Origin of the sequence: Shimwellia blattae DSM 4481 = NBRC 105725 (genome assembly GCF_000262305.1) — a bacterium.
Classification (GTDB): Bacteria; Pseudomonadota; Gammaproteobacteria; order Enterobacterales; family Enterobacteriaceae; genus Shimwellia; species Shimwellia blattae.
Genome location: NC_017910.1, coordinates 1,893,940 through 1,908,635, shown reverse-complemented (window position 1 = coordinate 1,908,635; position 14,696 = coordinate 1,893,940). Strand labels below are relative to the sequence as shown.

Below are 14,696 nucleotides of genomic sequence, written 5' to 3'. Positions count from 1 at the left end.
GTTAGGGTGCCAGTGTTATCTGTTCAAAGGGAATGTCGGTCGCCATCGGCGCAAAGGGGATGGGGGCCACTTTTTTGCTGGCTACGGACATTTGCGACACATAACTGATGGGCAGGTAGACTGCATCGTTATGCAGGCGGGTCAGCACCTCCCGGTACAGCGCCTGGCGCCGGGTTTTATCCGTGGTGCTGAGGATAGCGCTGATACCGGCATCAATTTGCGGCTTGTCCGCCAGCCCCAGCTGGGCCTGGTAGTCCGCGTGGGAGGGCACCCGCATGGAGCTCATAAAGGCGTGGGGATCGTAAGGGGCCCCCCAGGTGCGGGTAAAGACCATATCGAAGTGACCATCCCGCTGGCGGGCATAGATACTGCTCTCTTCCTCACCGGTGAGGTGCAGCTCAATGCCCACCGCCCGGGCGTTGGCCTGAATCACCTCCGCCATGGATTTACTCAGCGCGTCGGTGCCGATAAACGCCAGCTCTATCACCAGCGGCTGGCCTGCCCGCTCGCGGATAGCCTTACCGGGCACCTGTACCCACCCGGCGCTCTCCAGCAGCGTGCGGGCTTTTTGCGGATCATAGTGTCTGGCGGGCAAATGCAGGTTGGCATAGGGCACGCTGGGGGCAAACAGGGTGTCCGCGGGCTGCTGGGTGTTGTACAGCACGCTGGCAATCAGGGTTTTCTTGTCTACCGCGTAGTTGAGCGCCTCGCGCACGGCCAGATCCCGGGTGGCGCCACGGTTACTGTTCAGGGCCAGCATAATGGTCTCAACCGGGGCGGAGAGCTGCGTGGTGAACTGCGGGTTGTGGCGCAGCCGTTCAAAGGTGTCCAGCGGCAGCAGCCCCTCATCCCCATAGAGCATATCCACATCGCCGGTCTCCAGCGCCACGGCGCGGCTGGTCGCATCGGGGATCACCTTGATGGTGATTTTATCCAGCGCCGGTTTTGCCCCCCAGTAGCGGGGGTTGCGCACCAGTACGTCGTCCTGGTTCAGGCGCGATGACTGCACCATCCAGGGGCCGGTGCCCACCGGGGCCTTGATACCGAGCATCGTCCCGCCCCCTTTAAACTGCGACGGGGCAATAAACCGGAACGGGCGCGGCAGCGCCAGCTCCTGCAACAGGGGGTAATAGGCGCTTTTCAGGACCAGCTCCAGCTGGTTATCCCCCAGCACCTTCACGCTGGTTATCTGGTTTACCAGCTCCAGCCAGGCGTGGCGCTTACGGTTCGCCAGCACCGCGTCAAAGTTGGCCTTCGCCGCCCGGGCATTGAAGGGCTCACCGTTAGAGAATGTGACACCGTCACGCAGCGTAAAACGCCAGGTTTTCCCGTCTGCGGAGCGGCTCCATCCGGTTGCCAGCCAGGGGATCACGGAGCCATCGGCCTGGTATTTCACCAGCGGCTCGTAAACCATGCTCTGGGCAAACATCTGGTTAGGGGTGTAAAGATGCGGGTTCAGGGGGCCGGTGTTGACCGGCCAGGCGGTCGTCAGCTCGGCGGCAGGTGCCGGAGACAGCCATAAAGCGGCAGAGAGGCAAACCAGAGGAAGCAGCGCCCGGGGCGATATTCGTATCATAATGGTCTGTGTAAGTCAGAAGAGTATGATGATTTTAAGGAATTATCATACCCGTTTATTGCGTTGCATTAACTTTTGTACCTTTTATCGGGAAATTATTTCGGACGTTACCGGTAACTTCCGGCACCCCGGTGGATTGTCCCGGCGGCAACTTAGTCGCATAATAGCGCCCGGCCTCCGCAGGTGCGGGGTGAAGGCCCAGCTTTTACTGGGAACGAAGGAATTTTTAATGGAAAGACGACACTTTCTCAAAGGCGCGGCGGTACTCTCCACTCTTGGTCTGGTACGCCCGGTTCTGGCAGAGACAAAAACCCGCCCGGCAGCCCGGCCTGCGGTTGCCAGTAACGACCAGCGTCGCCGTTTTGTGCTGACGCAAACCTACAGCCTGAAGGTTCCGGCGGGCTCTGCGGGGAAAGTGAACCTGTGGATCCCGGTCCCGGAAGATACATCTTTTCAGCAGTTGCTGGACCTTACCTGGAAAGGCAACTTCCGCACAGCGAGCCTCTCAGCCAATAACCGCTTCGGCGCCAGAATGCTGTTTGTCACCTGGCCGGACTCAAAAGGCCCGCTGGAAATTCGCGTGGATATGACCATCGCCACCCGGGACTGGGAAGTGCTGAAAGACAACACCCTGGCGGACTGGTCGCTCCCGGCGGGCGATGCGGTGATCCCGGATGAGATCAAACCGTTCCTCCAGCCTACCCCCCATATCCCGGTTGACGGGCTGGTCAAAGAGACCGCCCTTAAGATTATTGGCAAGGAAAAAGCACCACTGCGGCAGGCCCGCCTGCTCCATGACTGGGTAAGCACCCATATGCACCGCGATGATAACGTCATCGGCTGCGGCACCGGTGATGTGGGCCAGATCCTCAAAACCCAAACCCTGGGCGGGAAATGCACCGATATCAACTCGGTATTTGTCGCCCTGTGCCGGGCTGCCGGTATTCCGGCCCGGGAGATGTTTGGTCTGCGCCTTGGGGCGACCCGTAAGCTGGGGCAGTATTCGCAAAAAGCCTTCGGCAGTGCCGACGAGCACGGCGTGGCCCATGTCAGCGGCGGCCAGCACTGCCGCGCCATGTTCTGGCTGGCCGGTTTTGGCTGGGTGCCTGCCGATCCGGCGGATGTCACCAAGCTGCGCCTGGCCGAGAAAAAAGAGAACGGCGACCCGGCCGTTAAGGCCGTGAACGACTACCTGTTTGGTAACTGGGAGATGAACTGGGTGGGCTTTAACCACGCCCGTGATTTCGCCCTCTCCCCGGCGGCAGAACAGGGTGACGTGAATAACTTCGGCTACCCCTATGCGGAAGTGGATGGCGATCCGCTTAACTTCTACGATCCTAAAGCGTTCAGCTATGACTATGTCAGCACCGAGCAGTCTTAAAGGCGGGCTGGCCACATTACTGGCGGCCCTGCTGGCCGCCGGTGCCTCTACCCTGTGCTGTATCGGGCCCCTGCTGTATCTGGTGTTCGGTATTTCGGCGGCGGGGTTAATTGGTGTTCCGGCCTTTGACTGGTTGCAGATCCCGATGATTATCCTGTCTGTGGGCCTGATGGCCCGGGGATTCTGGCGGTTGTATCTCTCCCCCCGGCCGGTTTGTGTCAGCGTACTCAGCCGCCGGGCGCTGGTCTGGCTTTACTGGTTGTCGGTGCCGCTGGTGCTGGCCCTGCTCACCTATCCCTGGGTTTTACCCTGGTTTCTGGGGAACTACGAATGAAAACATTACTCTCTCTGGCGCTTATCCTGTGTGCCCTGCCGGGCTGGGCGGCCAACAAAAAAGTGACCATTGATGTACAGCAGATGACCTGCCCGCTGTGCGTTATCTCCATTAACCAGGCCCTGCGCGGCACGGACGGGGTTATCAAGGCCAAAGCCTCAATGAAGACCAAACAGGCGGATGTGATTGTGCCGGAAAGTTTTGACGATCAGCGCCTGCTGGCGGCCATTGCCAAAACCGGCTTTACCGGCACTATTCACGGTGTCACCCCGGCAGAATAATCGCCCGCGGCCCCGGGCGTTATCTGTTATCAGCCGTGCTTATTTATTTTTGCCCCACCGGTGAAAAAGCCAGCAATATATTGCCAGGCGGTCGGCTGAAAACCGGATAATTACCGGAAATATATTTTCCCGAATAACCGGCCATAAATAATGTGTCGCGGGTGGTATTATTCAGCGCGGTAGTAATACTACTCTACCGCAATCTCTTTAAGACGCATTTCATCCCCTTTTGCCACCTGAATCTGGTGGGAGCCACAGCGGGGGCAGTCACCCCGGTGATGAGGGGTGGAAAATGGCTGCTGGCACTCAAAGCACCAGGCGCTGGCCGGCTGGGTGCGCAGATGAAAACGGGCCCCCTGGGCCAGGGTGCCCTGGCTGGCCGAGCGCAGGCCGGACTCCAGCGCCTGGGGCTCAATACAGGCCAGCGCGCCAATGTCTATCCAGACATCGGTCACCCGTTTAAAGGTCTGGCTTTTACTCTGCTCCTCCAGCAGTTCCACTACGCTAAAGGCCAGCGATAACTCATGCATAACGCCTGCTTCCTGATAACCGGTTAAACATAATAATGGCGCGTGGTTACTTTCCTGACGCGATATCGTCACACCCGGGGTATTCATCAGCCGTGATGATATATCCGCAAATGTGCTGATAAGCCACTTTGTTGCTAAATCGATTCCTGTATATCGTATTCAGACACCCATTTCTGTAACAAAGATCGTAATATTAAACAAACACTCTTTTTTCACTGGCTGATTTAATCAGGATCAGGATTTATGCAGTTTGCAATTTCAGTTCACCAGCAAATTGTAAACAATAAATCGGCATAAACAGATAATGATAAAAGGTGAATATTTCACCATTTTATTTCCGATCGCGAAACAGACAATAAAGATATCGACGTTTTCGGGAGCAGCAATGTCAGACCAGATCAGTAACCTCTCCGGCCAGGGCGTAAGCCGCCGGACCTTTATGAAGTTGTGCGCCGCCCTTTCCGCCACCATGGGGCTTAGCGCCCATGCGGGCAGCAAAATGGCCAGCGCCATGTCCTCACCTGAGCGCCCGCCGGTTATCTGGATCGGTGCCCAGGAGTGTACCGGCTGTACCGAGTCGCTATTGCGCTCTACACACCCGACCCTTGAACACCTGGTACTGGATACCATCTCGCTGGAATACCACGAGGTGCTGTCCGCCGCATTTGGTCACCAGGTCGAGGAACAAAAACACCGGGCAATTGAAAAATACCAGGGGAAATTTGTCCTGGTGGTCGATGGCTCCATTCCGCTAAAAGACGGCGGCATCTACTGCATGGTGGCAGGCAAACCGATTGTGGAGCATATCCGCGAGGCCGCCAGCAAAGCCGCTGCGGTGATTGCCATCGGCTCCTGCTCTGCCTGGGGCGGTGTGCCCGCCAGCGGCCCCAACCCGACCGGGGCCGTCTCTTTACAGGAAGTGATCCCGGATATTCCGGTTATCAATATTCCCGGCTGCCCGCCCAACCCCCATAACTTCCTTGCCACGGTGGCGCACATTATCACCTTTAACCGCCCGCCGAAGCTGGACGCGAAAAACCGCCCGCTGTTTGCCTATGAGCGGTTGATCCACGAAAACTGCGAACGACGCCCCCATTTCGATGCCGGTCGCTTTGCCCGGGAATATGGCGACGAAGGCCACCGCCAGGGCTGGTGCCTGTACCACCTGGGCTGTAAGGGGCCGGAAACCTACGGTAACTGCTCTACCCTGGAATTCTGCGATATCGGCGGCGGGATCTGGCCGGTCGGTATCGGCCACCCCTGCTATGGCTGTAACGAGCAGGGTATCGGCTTTCACAAAGGTATCGCCCAGCTGGCGGAGGTCTACCAGCCAACACCACCGGCCCAGGTGCCGGATGTACAGCGCACCGAAGGCGGCAAAGTCACCCTCAGGGCTGTAGGCCTGCTGGGGGCCGTGGTGGGCGCAGTGGGCGGCGTGAGCGTGATGACGGTAAAAAAACTGGGCCGCAACACCCCACCTTCTGACGACGCCAGCGGTGACACGCACCATAAGGAGAAACCCTGATGGATCGCCGCCACTTTTTTAAACTGGCTACCGGGGGGCTCCTGCTGGCGGGCAGCGCCCCTCTGGCGCAGGCCGCAGCCCGGAACAAGCCCCCCATTCCGGGGGCCGTGGGCATGCTGTTTGACTCCAGCCTGTGCGTTGGCTGCCAGGCGTGCGTAAGCCGCTGCCAGCAGATCAACCAGCCCGAGGCAGGGAGCACCTCATCACAGCCCGGGGAGAAGACCTGGTCACAGAACGATAAGCTCAGCCCCTGGACCCGCAACGTTATCCAGATCTGGCGCAGTGGCGACGGCAGCCACAAAAACCAGACGGAGAACGGCTACGCCTTTATCAAAAAACAGTGTATGCACTGTGTGGATCCCAACTGTGTCAGCGCTTGTCCGGTCTCCGCCCTGACCAAAGATCCGAAGACCGGCATTGTGAAATATGATGCCTCAGTCTGTACTGGCTGCCGCTACTGTATGGTGGCCTGCCCCTATAACATCCCGAAATACGACTACGACCACCCCTTTGGCTATATCCACAAATGCGAGCTGTGTAACCAGCAGGGCGTGGAGCGCATTGATAAGGGGCTGCTGCCGGGGTGCTGCGAAGTCTGCCCGACCGGGGCCATTATTTACGGCACCCGCGAAGAGCTGCTGGCGGAGGCCCGCAAACGCCTGAACCAGGTTCCGGGAAGCCAGTACGCCTACCCGCGCCAGAAGGTGGGCAGCCGTGATACCTATCTCCACAGTGTTGCCCGCTATCAGCCGGAAATTTACGGCGAACACGAAGGGGGCGGCACCCAGGTGCTGGTGCTCTCTGCGGTGCCGGTGGAAAACTTCGGCCTGCCCGCCATTGAGCCTCTGGCAACCGGGGCCCGGGCAGAGAATATCCAGCACACCCTGTATAAAGGGCTGGTGCTGCCTGCGGTGGCCCTGGTAGGGATTACCTGCCTGGTCAAACGCCATTCTAAAGCGGAACAAAACGCGCATAAGGAGGAGGGTGATGAGTAGCCATCAGTTACAGCCCCTGGGCGGCAAACTGTTCAGCTTTAGCGTGCGGATCTTCGCTCCGCTGGCGGTTATCTGCCTGCTGCTGATTGTTAAACGGCTCTTTGTCGGGCTGGGGGATGTCTCGGATCTTAACGGCGGATACCCCTGGGGGATCTGGATAGCCTTCGACCTGCTGATAGGCACCGGTTTTGCCTGCGGCGGCTGGGCGCTGGCCTGGGCGGTGTATGTGTTTAACCGTGGTGAATACCACGATCTGGTGCGCCCCGCCCTGCTCGCCAGCCTGTTTGGCTACTCCATGGGTGGGCTGTCGATAGCTATCGACCTTGGCCGCTACTGGAATATGCCGAACTTCTTTTTACCGGGCCACTTTAACCCCAATTCGGTGCTGTTTGAGACCGCAGTCTGTATGACTATCTACATTGGGATCATGAGCCTGGAGCTGCTGCCCGCCCTGCTGGAGCGCCTGGGGCTGAAAGTCTCCCTGCGCCGGCTGAACAGCATTATGTTTCTGATTATCGGTATCGGGGCGCTGCTGCCGTCTATGCACCAGTCCTCAATGGGCTCGCTGATGATTGTGGCCGGGTATAAAGTCCACCCCCTGTGGCAAAGCTATGAAATGCTGCCGCTCTTCTCCCTGCTGACGGCATTTATCATGGGCTTTTCCATCGTGATTTTTGAAGGGTCACTGCTGAAGGCCAGCAACACGGTGAGTATCGACGAAACGCCGCTGTTTCGTAAGTTAAGCGGCGTTATCAAGGTGCTGCTCGCCCTGTTCCTGGTGCTGCGCTTTGGTGAGCTTACCTGGCACGGTAAATGGCACCTGCTGCTGGCCGGGGATCGCTACACCTGGCTGTTTGTGGCAGAGACCGGCCTGCTGGTTATCTCGCTGGTCATGCTGCTCAGCAAGCGGGTACGGCGCAGCCCGGCGGGCCTGTTCAGTGCAGCCGTCTGCCTGTTACTCGGGGCGGCCATGTGGCGTATGAACTACTCGCTTCTGGCTTTCGATCCGGGCAACGGATACCACTACTTCCCGACCCTTTCCGAGATTGCTATCTCAGTAGGTTTTGTGGCCATTGAAATCGTGGCTTACATTCTGCTTATTCGTTTACTGCCAGTGTTACCCGCTCAGAAGCGGTTAACTACCGGGCTGAAGCCCGGACTGAAAAATGAGGTTAATTCATGAGTCAGCGTATTACTATTGATCCCATTACCCGTATTGAAGGCCATCTGCGCATTGACTGTGAAATCGACCAGGGCAAAGTGGTGAAAGCGTGGTCATCCGGCACCATGTGGCGCGGGATGGAAACCATTCTCAAGGGCCAGGATCCGCGTGATGCCTGGATTATCGTGCAGCGGATCTGCGGGGTGTGTACCACTATTCACGCCATCGCCTCCGTGCGGGCGGTGGAAAACGCCCTGGATATGGAAGTGCCGGTGAATGCGCAGTTTATCCGCAATATGATTGTGGCGGCCCACCAGATCCATGACCATATCGTGCACTTTTATCAGCTTTCGGCCCTCGACTGGGTGGATATCACCAGCGCCCTCCAGGCGGACCCGCACAAAGCAGAGGCGATGCTGAAAGGCATTTCCAGCTGGGGGCTGAACAATGCCGCCACCTTCACCAGCGTGCAGCAGAAAATCAAAGGGCTGGTAGACAGCGGCCAGCTGGGGATCTTCGCCAACGGCTACTGGGGCCACCCGGCCATGAAGCTCTCGCCGGAAGCGAACCTGATTGCCGTTGCCCACTACCTGCAGGCGCTGGAGTGCCAGCGCGACGCCAACCGTATTGTGGCTATCCTCGGCGGTAAGAGCCCCCATATCCAGAACCTGGCGGTGGGCGGGGTTGCCAACCCGATAAACCTGGACGCCCCCAGCGTGCTCAACCTTGAGCGGCTGATGTACGTGAAATCCTTTATCGATAAGCTGGGGGATTTTATCACCCAGGTGTACCAGGTCGACGCCATGCTGTTCGCGGCGAACTACCCCCAGTGGCTGGAACAGGGCAAAGGGGCCCACCAGTACCTGGCCGCGCCTGAGCTGCCCATGGACAGCAAAGGAGGCAGTTTTGCCATGGCCGGGGGCTACCTCCAGGGCCACGACTTCAGCACCTTCCGCCCGATCACCAGCCACCGGGATCCGTGGCTGATTAACGGGATCACCGAAAGCGCCAAACACGCCTGGTATACGGAAGATCAGCCGCTGAAACCCTGGGAAGGCAGCTCCGAGCCCCACTACACCGGCTGGCAGGAAGACGGCAAATACTCCTGGGTTAAATCCCCGTCCTTTAACGGCAAGCCGGTCGAAGTGGGCCCGCTGGCCTGGTTACTGTGTGGCCTGGCCTCCAGCCACCCGGGCACCCTGCAACACTACGGGCGCATGAATGCCATGTACCAGCAGCTGACTGGCAGCGCCCTGCAACCTGCCCAGCTGGAATCCACCATGGGGCGCATTATTGGCCGTGCGGTGCGTGCCGCCCTGCTTCAGGATCAGTTATCGGTACAGTACCAGGCGCTGATCGACAATATCAAAGCCGGGGATACCACCACCTGGAACAAACCGGTGTTCCCGGAAGGTGAAATCCACGGGGTGGGATTTGAAGAGGCCTCCCGCGGGATGCTCTCCCACTGGGTGGTGATAAAAGACGGCAAAATCGCCAACTACCAGGCGGTGGTGCCCTCCACCTGGAACGCCGGGCCGCGCAACTTTGACGACCAGCCGGGCCCTTATGAGCAGGCTCTGGTCGGGACAGTGGTGCAGGATGCGGAAAAACCGCTGGAAGTGGTGCGTACCATCCACTCCTTTGACCCGTGCATGTCCTGTGCGGTGCATATGGTGGATTTGTCCGGTAAATCCCTCAGCAGCACTAAGGTACTGTGATGGAAGCCCTGGTCCTCGGTATTGGCAACTTACTGCTGAGTGATGAAGGCGTTGGCGTGCGCGCAATCCAGGCCCTGGAGGCGCGCTGGCATTTCCCGGACAACATCACCCTGATGGACGGCGGCACCGCCGGTATGGAGCTGATGGAGTATATGGCCAGCCGGGAACTGCTGATTGTCATCGACGCGGTGCGGGCGGACTACCCGCCCGGCAGCGTGTTTGTGCTGGAAGATGAGCAGATCCCGGCCCTGTTCAGCAAGCGCATCTCCCCGCACCAGCTGGGGCTGTGCGATGTGCTGATGGCCCTGCGCCTGACCGGCGAATACCCGAAGAAGCTCTTTCTGGTGGGGATCACCCCGGAAAGTCTCGACCCGGGGATGACGCTTACCGATACCATCCGCCAGCAGCTGCCCGGGATCATGGAGCAGGTGATAACCCTGCTGCTCCGCCAGGGGGCGCTGGAAATCCACCCACAGGAGGTCTTATGCCAGGCCGGATAACCCACCCGAGATTTACCCAAAACCCGGGGCCGCAACTGGCGGCCTGGTATCAGGAGCATGCGGCCCCGCGCATGGCAGACCTGCCCTTTTACCGGGCGGATATGCCGATCCAGTGCTGTGATTTTCAGCGCTTTGAAGGCCAGTGGGTGGGCACCCTGCTCACCCCCTGGATGCTGGAACTGGTGGTGATGCCCGGCCCAGGCCAGGTGTGGGACGAGCGCCCCACCGGGGAAGCCCTGGGGCTGGCCTTTCCGGCCGGGGATATCCGCTTTCGGGTCTCCAGCCCGCAGCCGGATTTGCCGCTGCTGAGCTGCTCGCTGCTCTCTCCGCTGCCTGCCACCCTCAGCCCGGAACAGGCGCAGACCATCGCCAGAGACGCCCTGCGTCTGCTGCTGGCGCTGCCGGTGACCGAGCCCGCGGCACTGGACACCAGCCGCCGCGCCCTGCTTACCGGGCAACTGCGCGGTTAATCGTACCTTGTCGCCCTCATCCGGGGGCGATATTTTCCTGCCTGCGTTATTCCCCTGCCCCATAATGTTTTGCGTCATATTATTTGTAATAAGAAAAACTACCTATACGGCTATTATTGTTTTATCTATTTTTAATTAAATTCACTTATTCCATTAATAAAAACCATTTTACGCCATCATCTAAATAACGGCGAAACACAAAACGGGAAGCGATTGCAATAAACCGGCTTTATTGCGGAAATTACCTGCCTTTCATAACGCACATGGAATGATGATGAAAAAGACACTCCTCCACCCGGCAATACTTTCCGCGCTGCTGGCATTACCTGCCCTGGCAGAGAGCACTTTCATCCCACTGAATGTGACCACGGGCCTGGCTCTCGGCACCCTCAGCGGTGAAGCGAAAGAGCGCGTCTACGATCCGGAAGAAGGCGGGCGCAAAATCAGCCAGCTTAACTGGAAATACCAAAACGCCGCGGTAATTAAAGGCCATATTGACTGGCATATTATGCCGTACCTCTCCCTGGGCGCCTCCGGCTGGAACACGCTGGCGGGCCGGGGTGCCTATATGCACGATTACGACTGGGAAGATGCCAGCCAAAAAAGCTGGACCGATCACAGCTGGCACCCCAATACCCGCCTGAACAATGCCTACCAGTTTGATCTTAACGCCACCGGCTGGATTTTTAACCAGCCCGACTGGCGACTGGGGGTGATGGCCGGTTACCAGCAAAGCCACTACAGCTTCACCGCCAGAGGCGGCAATTATAGTTACGATAATGGTAGCGATGTGGGTGAAGAGGATCCCCGCGTAAAAGGAATTAGCTATCAGCAAAACTTTAAAATGCCCTATATTGGCCTGACCGGGAGTTATACCTACAGTAATATCGAACTTGCCGGGGCATTTAAATATAGCGGCTGGGTGCGTTCAGCGGATACGGATCACCATCACCTGACAAGCACATTATTTAACGGGAAAATCCGCAACCAGAATTATTACGGGCTGGAAGGCAGCATTGGTTACTGGGTAACCCCGCAGGCTAAAATAGCCCTTAACACGGCCTGGACCCGGGTTGCCAATAAAAAAGGCAGTATAAAAGCCCATAACTATGACGAGGACACCCTCGCCAGAGCGAATAACGCCAGCGGCATTGAACACTATAACCTGGTGACCAGTGTCGGGCTGAGTTACCGCTTCTGATAATCCCTTAACCGGCCGCCGGTTGGTTCTCCGGCGGCCCTCTCCCGGCGCAATTATACCTTCGGCGTAATGCCCATCAGATACTCCCGCACCCAGCGCCCCGCCTTACCCGGGGGGGCCCGGCGGCTCCACAGCACATCGGTAGATAACGAGCGCGGCCAGCCAGGCAGCGCCAGCTGCACCAGCGCCCCGGGGCGGGCAAACTCCTGCACCAGCGCACAGGGCAGCGCACACCAGCCCAGCCCCAGCACCGCCATACTCAGCAGCAGCAGGTAGTTCGGCGCCGACCACACCGGCCCGCGCCCGTGGGTGATGCTCTCCCGGGCCAGGAAGGTATTCAGTTGCAGCTCGCGCCAGGCGTGAAGCTCATCGTAAACCAGCTGTTTACAGCTCGCCAGCGGGTGGGCCGGTGCCACATAGATCCCCATTCGGGTCTGCACCGGTAAACGCTCAGCGCCGATATCACCCGGGTACTGGGGGCGGGCCTCCACCAGCCCCACCTGGGCGCGCCCTTTTTGCAGCAGATCCACCACGTCTTCATTTTCGCCAATCAGGCACTCAAATTCCGTGTGGGGAAAGGCCTGGTCAAACCCCGTCAGCAGCCCTTCCAGCATGTCGGGATCGAGCGTGTCTGACAGCACAAACGACAGGCGGGGCTCCGTCTCCTGCGCCAGTGACACCGCCAGGGCATCCAGGCGCTCGCTGGCGGTGAGGATCGCCTGCACATACCCCAGCACCTGGTGGCCCTGCTCGGTCAGCACCGGCTGGCGGGCGGAGCGGTCAAACAGGGTGACGCCTAAATCCGCCTCAAGGTTGGCAATCGCGGCGCTGATGGTGGACTGGCTTTTACGCAGCCGCCGGGCGGCAGCCGAAAAGGAGCCGCAGGCAACAGATTCCACAAAGGCGCTGAGTGCTTCTGGTGAGTAACGCATATGTATCGCTTTTGTCGATGGGTTCTAACTTAATCTTACCATGATAATCGATAAAATAGCCGCCATTCACCTGCAGCAAATAATGAGGTTACTGATTATGCAAACCCCCGATACGGTACAGCGTGCCCTGCCAGAGCGGGTATTTCACGCCGTGTGCTTCGAAGGGATAGCCACCGCCATTCTGGCCCCGACCACCGCCTGGCTGATGGGCCGCCACGTTATGGAGATGGGCGGCCTGACCATTCTGCTGGCGACCGCCGCCATGGTGTGGAACATTATCTACAATATGATCTTCGACCGGCTGTGGCCCGCCACCCGGGTTATCCGTACCGCACGGGTGCGGATCCTGCATGCGCTGGGGTTTGAAGGCGGGTTTATTATTATCGGGGTCTCTATCGCGGCTGCTTATCTTAGGGTGTCGCTGTTTGAGGCGTTCCTGCTGGAGATTGGTCTGATCCTGTTCTTCCTGCCTTATACGGTAGTCTATAACTGGGTGTACGATCACCTGCGCGCGCGGATCATCAGACGCCGCTACGCGCAGTTACAGCGCTCATAACTATAACGCCCGGCCTTGCGCCGGGCGTTATGCTGTCAGAAGCTGATATTCGCCGTCAGGCCACCGACCAGCGCGTCGTCCACCTCGCTGACGGCCCCCGGAGCCACGATATATTGCAGGTTCGGGCGCAGCGACATCCAGTTCGTGACGTGGACGTCGTAATACACTTCGTAGTTCCACTCCGCGCCGGACTGGATCGGCAGATAAGCCGGGTTGTCGAAGTCGTGGATACCGTTTTCATTGTTTTGGGTACGCAGCATTTCGCTGTAGTCCGAGTTGATATGAATACGGGCCACGCCAAAGCCTATCTCATCCTGCGGGCGTGCATCAAACGGCCCTTTCCAGGTCAGCGCGACGGCCTGATAGTTATCGGTTTTAGAGGTTTTGTGGTCATTCATTACCGCCTGAACCGTTACCCCAAGCCCGCGATCAACCGATCCCCCCTGAGTGGTCAGCTGTTGCTGCGCCAGCAGGTAGCCCCCATAGGAGTGAACGTCGTCATTGCTGAAGCTGCCGTTATGGTAGGAGCTGTACTGCGGATCTTTGGTGGAGGAGTAGTAAAAGCCTAACCGGTAGTTCCCCGGTAACCCTTCGGCCCCCAGTTTCGGCTGCCAGCCCAGCTCAACCGGGACCAGGTTGCCCTCTGTCGGGCTGAATTCAAAGCGGAAGCCATCGCCACGATCGTAGTTATAGGGGTTCTGGTTATACAGACCCACCTGGAAGAACCACTCGGGGGTGAAGTTCAGCCGCACCCGGGCACCCCACTGGGAAACCGGCCAGTTGTACCAGTGATCCCCGCGCCAGTTACCCGCCTGGCCGCTCCCGAACGCCAGGTTCTGGAACTTGCTGTCGAAGTTATCAAAGTCCTCCCCGACTGTCAGACGACCGGCTTTAATATCCAGGGCATGGTCAAAGAACCCTTTGCGTAACCACAACTGGGTCAGACGCCAGGTCTGGCCGCGGCCGTAGACCTCCTGCACTGAAGAGACCATACCGGTACGCTTATCGGCCACTTCATCGGATAAGTTCTGCCCGTCACGGTTGGTGATGGTGGCCTGGAACTCGGCATCATTCCAGTTGAGCAGTTTTTCCAGATCAAGATTCATGCCGAACGCCTGCTGATCCGCATAGCGGGCCGTGGTGGAGGTGTTAGCCCCCCCCGCCAGGTTTGAGGCGGCTTCCATGGTGTAATTGACCGAGAATTTAACCCCGTCTTTCTCCAGATCGGTTCGTGCGCCTCCCCAGTCGCCGAACATATAAGGTGAATCGTAACTGAAGGCATCTGCCGCCAGTGCCTGGGATGAAACCAGCGCCATTGCCAGGGCGCTCAGGGCTAAAGTACGCCCTGGTTTGTTGACCACTGCTGATAGTCTTTTCATTGTTAATTATTCTTTTTGAACTAATGGGAATGTATATCTTAGAAAAGGAACTTATTTGCCAATTGTACAATTGTGCTGTTTATCATTGATTTTTTTAGGTATTTCAATTTAAAAAAGCAAAACAGATCACAGAAAAATAAATTAATCCGCCCGGAA

The 14,696-nt window shown here is 58.2% G+C and carries 15 protein-coding genes; 11 read left to right on the top strand and 4 right to left on the bottom strand.

Annotated features, from left to right (window positions below; genetic code table 11):
* Position 1: 1 nt before the first annotated feature.
* Positions 2-1,576, bottom strand: a complete 1,575-nt coding sequence (gene nikA, locus EBL_RS08885) for a nickel ABC transporter substrate-binding protein (RefSeq protein WP_002443814.1) — start codon at positions 1,574-1,576, stop codon at positions 2-4.
* Positions 1,577-1,805: 229 nt separating this feature from the next.
* Here nikA and EBL_RS08880 point away from each other — a divergent pair, with 229 nt between their 5' ends.
* From EBL_RS08880 to EBL_RS08870, 3 genes are read left to right on the top strand one after another with little or no spacing between them, the layout of a single operon-like run.
* Entirely contained in the window at positions 1,806-2,957 is a 1,152-nt protein-coding gene (locus EBL_RS08880) for a transglutaminase-like domain-containing protein (protein ID WP_002443815.1), read from the top strand.
* Positions 2,929-3,291, top strand: coding sequence for a mercuric transporter MerT family protein (locus tag EBL_RS08875; RefSeq protein WP_002443817.1), 363 nt, complete (start codon positions 2,929-2,931; stop codon positions 3,289-3,291). Before EBL_RS08880 ends, EBL_RS08875 begins: the two co-directional genes overlap by 29 nt.
* Positions 3,288-3,572, top strand: coding sequence for a heavy-metal-associated domain-containing protein (locus EBL_RS08870; RefSeq protein WP_002443818.1), 285 nt, complete (start codon positions 3,288-3,290; stop codon positions 3,570-3,572). Before EBL_RS08875 ends, EBL_RS08870 begins: the two co-directional genes overlap by 4 nt.
* Before the next feature lie 188 nt (positions 3,573-3,760).
* Here the strand turns inward: EBL_RS08870 and hypA are convergent, their stop codons facing one another.
* Complete coding sequence (gene hypA / locus EBL_RS08865; RefSeq protein WP_002443820.1) at positions 3,761-4,102, bottom strand: hydrogenase maturation nickel metallochaperone HypA; 342 nt, start codon at positions 4,100-4,102, stop codon at positions 3,761-3,763.
* Positions 4,103-4,487: 385 nt separating this feature from the next.
* Between hypA and hybO the strand changes: the two genes are divergently transcribed.
* From hybO to EBL_RS08830, 7 genes are all read left to right on the top strand, one after another.
* On the top strand, positions 4,488-5,627 hold the full coding sequence (gene hybO / locus EBL_RS08860) for a hydrogenase 2 small subunit (RefSeq protein WP_002443822.1): 1,140 nt from the start codon (positions 4,488-4,490) through the stop codon (positions 5,625-5,627).
* Positions 5,627-6,622, top strand: coding sequence for a hydrogenase 2 operon protein HybA (gene hybA / locus EBL_RS08855; RefSeq protein ID WP_002443824.1), 996 nt, complete (start codon positions 5,627-5,629; stop codon positions 6,620-6,622). The genes hybO and hybA overlap by 1 nt, the downstream gene beginning before the upstream one ends.
* Positions 6,615-7,805 carry a Ni/Fe-hydrogenase cytochrome b subunit gene (gene hybB / locus EBL_RS08850; RefSeq protein ID WP_002443826.1) on the top strand — a complete coding sequence of 397 codons (1,191 nt, stop codon included), beginning with the start codon at positions 6,615-6,617 and terminating at the stop codon, positions 7,803-7,805. The genes hybA and hybB overlap by 8 nt, the downstream gene beginning before the upstream one ends.
* Positions 7,802-9,502 carry a hydrogenase 2 large subunit gene (gene hybC / locus EBL_RS08845; protein WP_002443827.1) on the top strand — a complete coding sequence of 567 codons (1,701 nt, stop codon included), beginning with the start codon at positions 7,802-7,804 and terminating at the stop codon, positions 9,500-9,502. Before hybB ends, hybC begins: the two co-directional genes overlap by 4 nt.
* Complete coding sequence (locus EBL_RS08840; RefSeq protein WP_002443830.1) at positions 9,502-10,002, top strand: HyaD/HybD family hydrogenase maturation endopeptidase; 501 nt, start codon at positions 9,502-9,504, stop codon at positions 10,000-10,002. The genes hybC and EBL_RS08840 overlap by 1 nt, the downstream gene beginning before the upstream one ends.
* A complete protein-coding gene (gene hybE, locus EBL_RS08835; RefSeq protein ID WP_002443832.1) occupies positions 9,987-10,472 on the top strand; it encodes a [NiFe]-hydrogenase assembly chaperone HybE in 486 nt (161 codons plus the stop codon). Before EBL_RS08840 ends, hybE begins: the two co-directional genes overlap by 16 nt.
* 274 nt (positions 10,473-10,746) lie before the next feature.
* Entirely contained in the window at positions 10,747-11,673 is a 927-nt protein-coding gene (locus EBL_RS08830) for an omptin family outer membrane protease (protein WP_002443834.1), read from the top strand.
* Between the two features lie 53 nt (positions 11,674-11,726).
* Here the strand turns inward: EBL_RS08830 and EBL_RS08825 are convergent, their stop codons facing one another.
* Complete coding sequence (locus EBL_RS08825; protein WP_002443836.1) at positions 11,727-12,605, bottom strand: LysR family transcriptional regulator; 879 nt, start codon at positions 12,603-12,605, stop codon at positions 11,727-11,729.
* Between the two features lie 97 nt (positions 12,606-12,702).
* Here EBL_RS08825 and EBL_RS08820 point away from each other — a divergent pair, with 97 nt between their 5' ends.
* Positions 12,703-13,161, top strand: a complete 459-nt coding sequence (locus tag EBL_RS08820) for a multidrug/biocide efflux PACE transporter (RefSeq protein WP_002443838.1) — start codon at positions 12,703-12,705, stop codon at positions 13,159-13,161.
* Positions 13,162-13,196: 35 nt separating this feature from the next.
* Here the strand turns inward: EBL_RS08820 and EBL_RS08815 are convergent, their stop codons facing one another.
* Positions 13,197-14,540: a carbohydrate porin gene (locus EBL_RS08815; protein ID WP_014715995.1), complete on the bottom strand. Its 1,344-nt coding sequence runs from the start codon at positions 14,538-14,540 to the stop codon at positions 13,197-13,199.
* Between the last annotated feature and the right edge of the window lie 156 nt (positions 14,541-14,696).

Excerpts from the sequence above, each read along its gene's own strand:
- nikA (WP_002443814.1), bottom strand. The coding sequence starts at position 1,576 with ATGATACGAATATCGCCCCGGGCGCTGCTTCCTCTGGTTTGCCTCTCT.
- EBL_RS08880 (WP_002443815.1), top strand. The coding sequence starts at position 1,806 with ATGGAAAGACGACACTTTCTCAAAGGCGCGGCGGTACTCTCCACTCTT.
- EBL_RS08875 (WP_002443817.1), top strand. The coding sequence starts at position 2,929 with ATGACTATGTCAGCACCGAGCAGTCTTAAAGGCGGGCTGGCCACATTA.
- EBL_RS08870 (WP_002443818.1), top strand. The coding sequence starts at position 3,288 with ATGAAAACATTACTCTCTCTGGCGCTTATCCTGTGTGCCCTGCCGGGC.
- hypA (WP_002443820.1), bottom strand. The coding sequence starts at position 4,102 with ATGCATGAGTTATCGCTGGCCTTTAGCGTAGTGGAACTGCTGGAGGAG.
- hybO (WP_002443822.1), top strand. The coding sequence starts at position 4,488 with ATGTCAGACCAGATCAGTAACCTCTCCGGCCAGGGCGTAAGCCGCCGG.
- hybA (WP_002443824.1), top strand. The coding sequence starts at position 5,627 with ATGGATCGCCGCCACTTTTTTAAACTGGCTACCGGGGGGCTCCTGCTG.
- hybB (WP_002443826.1), top strand. The coding sequence starts at position 6,615 with ATGAGTAGCCATCAGTTACAGCCCCTGGGCGGCAAACTGTTCAGCTTT.
- hybC (WP_002443827.1), top strand. The coding sequence starts at position 7,802 with ATGAGTCAGCGTATTACTATTGATCCCATTACCCGTATTGAAGGCCAT.
- EBL_RS08840 (WP_002443830.1), top strand. The coding sequence starts at position 9,502 with ATGGAAGCCCTGGTCCTCGGTATTGGCAACTTACTGCTGAGTGATGAA.
- hybE (WP_002443832.1), top strand. The coding sequence starts at position 9,987 with ATGCCAGGCCGGATAACCCACCCGAGATTTACCCAAAACCCGGGGCCG.
- EBL_RS08830 (WP_002443834.1), top strand. The coding sequence starts at position 10,747 with ATGAAAAAGACACTCCTCCACCCGGCAATACTTTCCGCGCTGCTGGCA.
- EBL_RS08825 (WP_002443836.1), bottom strand. The coding sequence starts at position 12,605 with ATGCGTTACTCACCAGAAGCACTCAGCGCCTTTGTGGAATCTGTTGCC.
- EBL_RS08820 (WP_002443838.1), top strand. The coding sequence starts at position 12,703 with ATGCAAACCCCCGATACGGTACAGCGTGCCCTGCCAGAGCGGGTATTT.
- EBL_RS08815 (WP_014715995.1), bottom strand. The coding sequence starts at position 14,540 with ATGAAAAGACTATCAGCAGTGGTCAACAAACCAGGGCGTACTTTAGCC.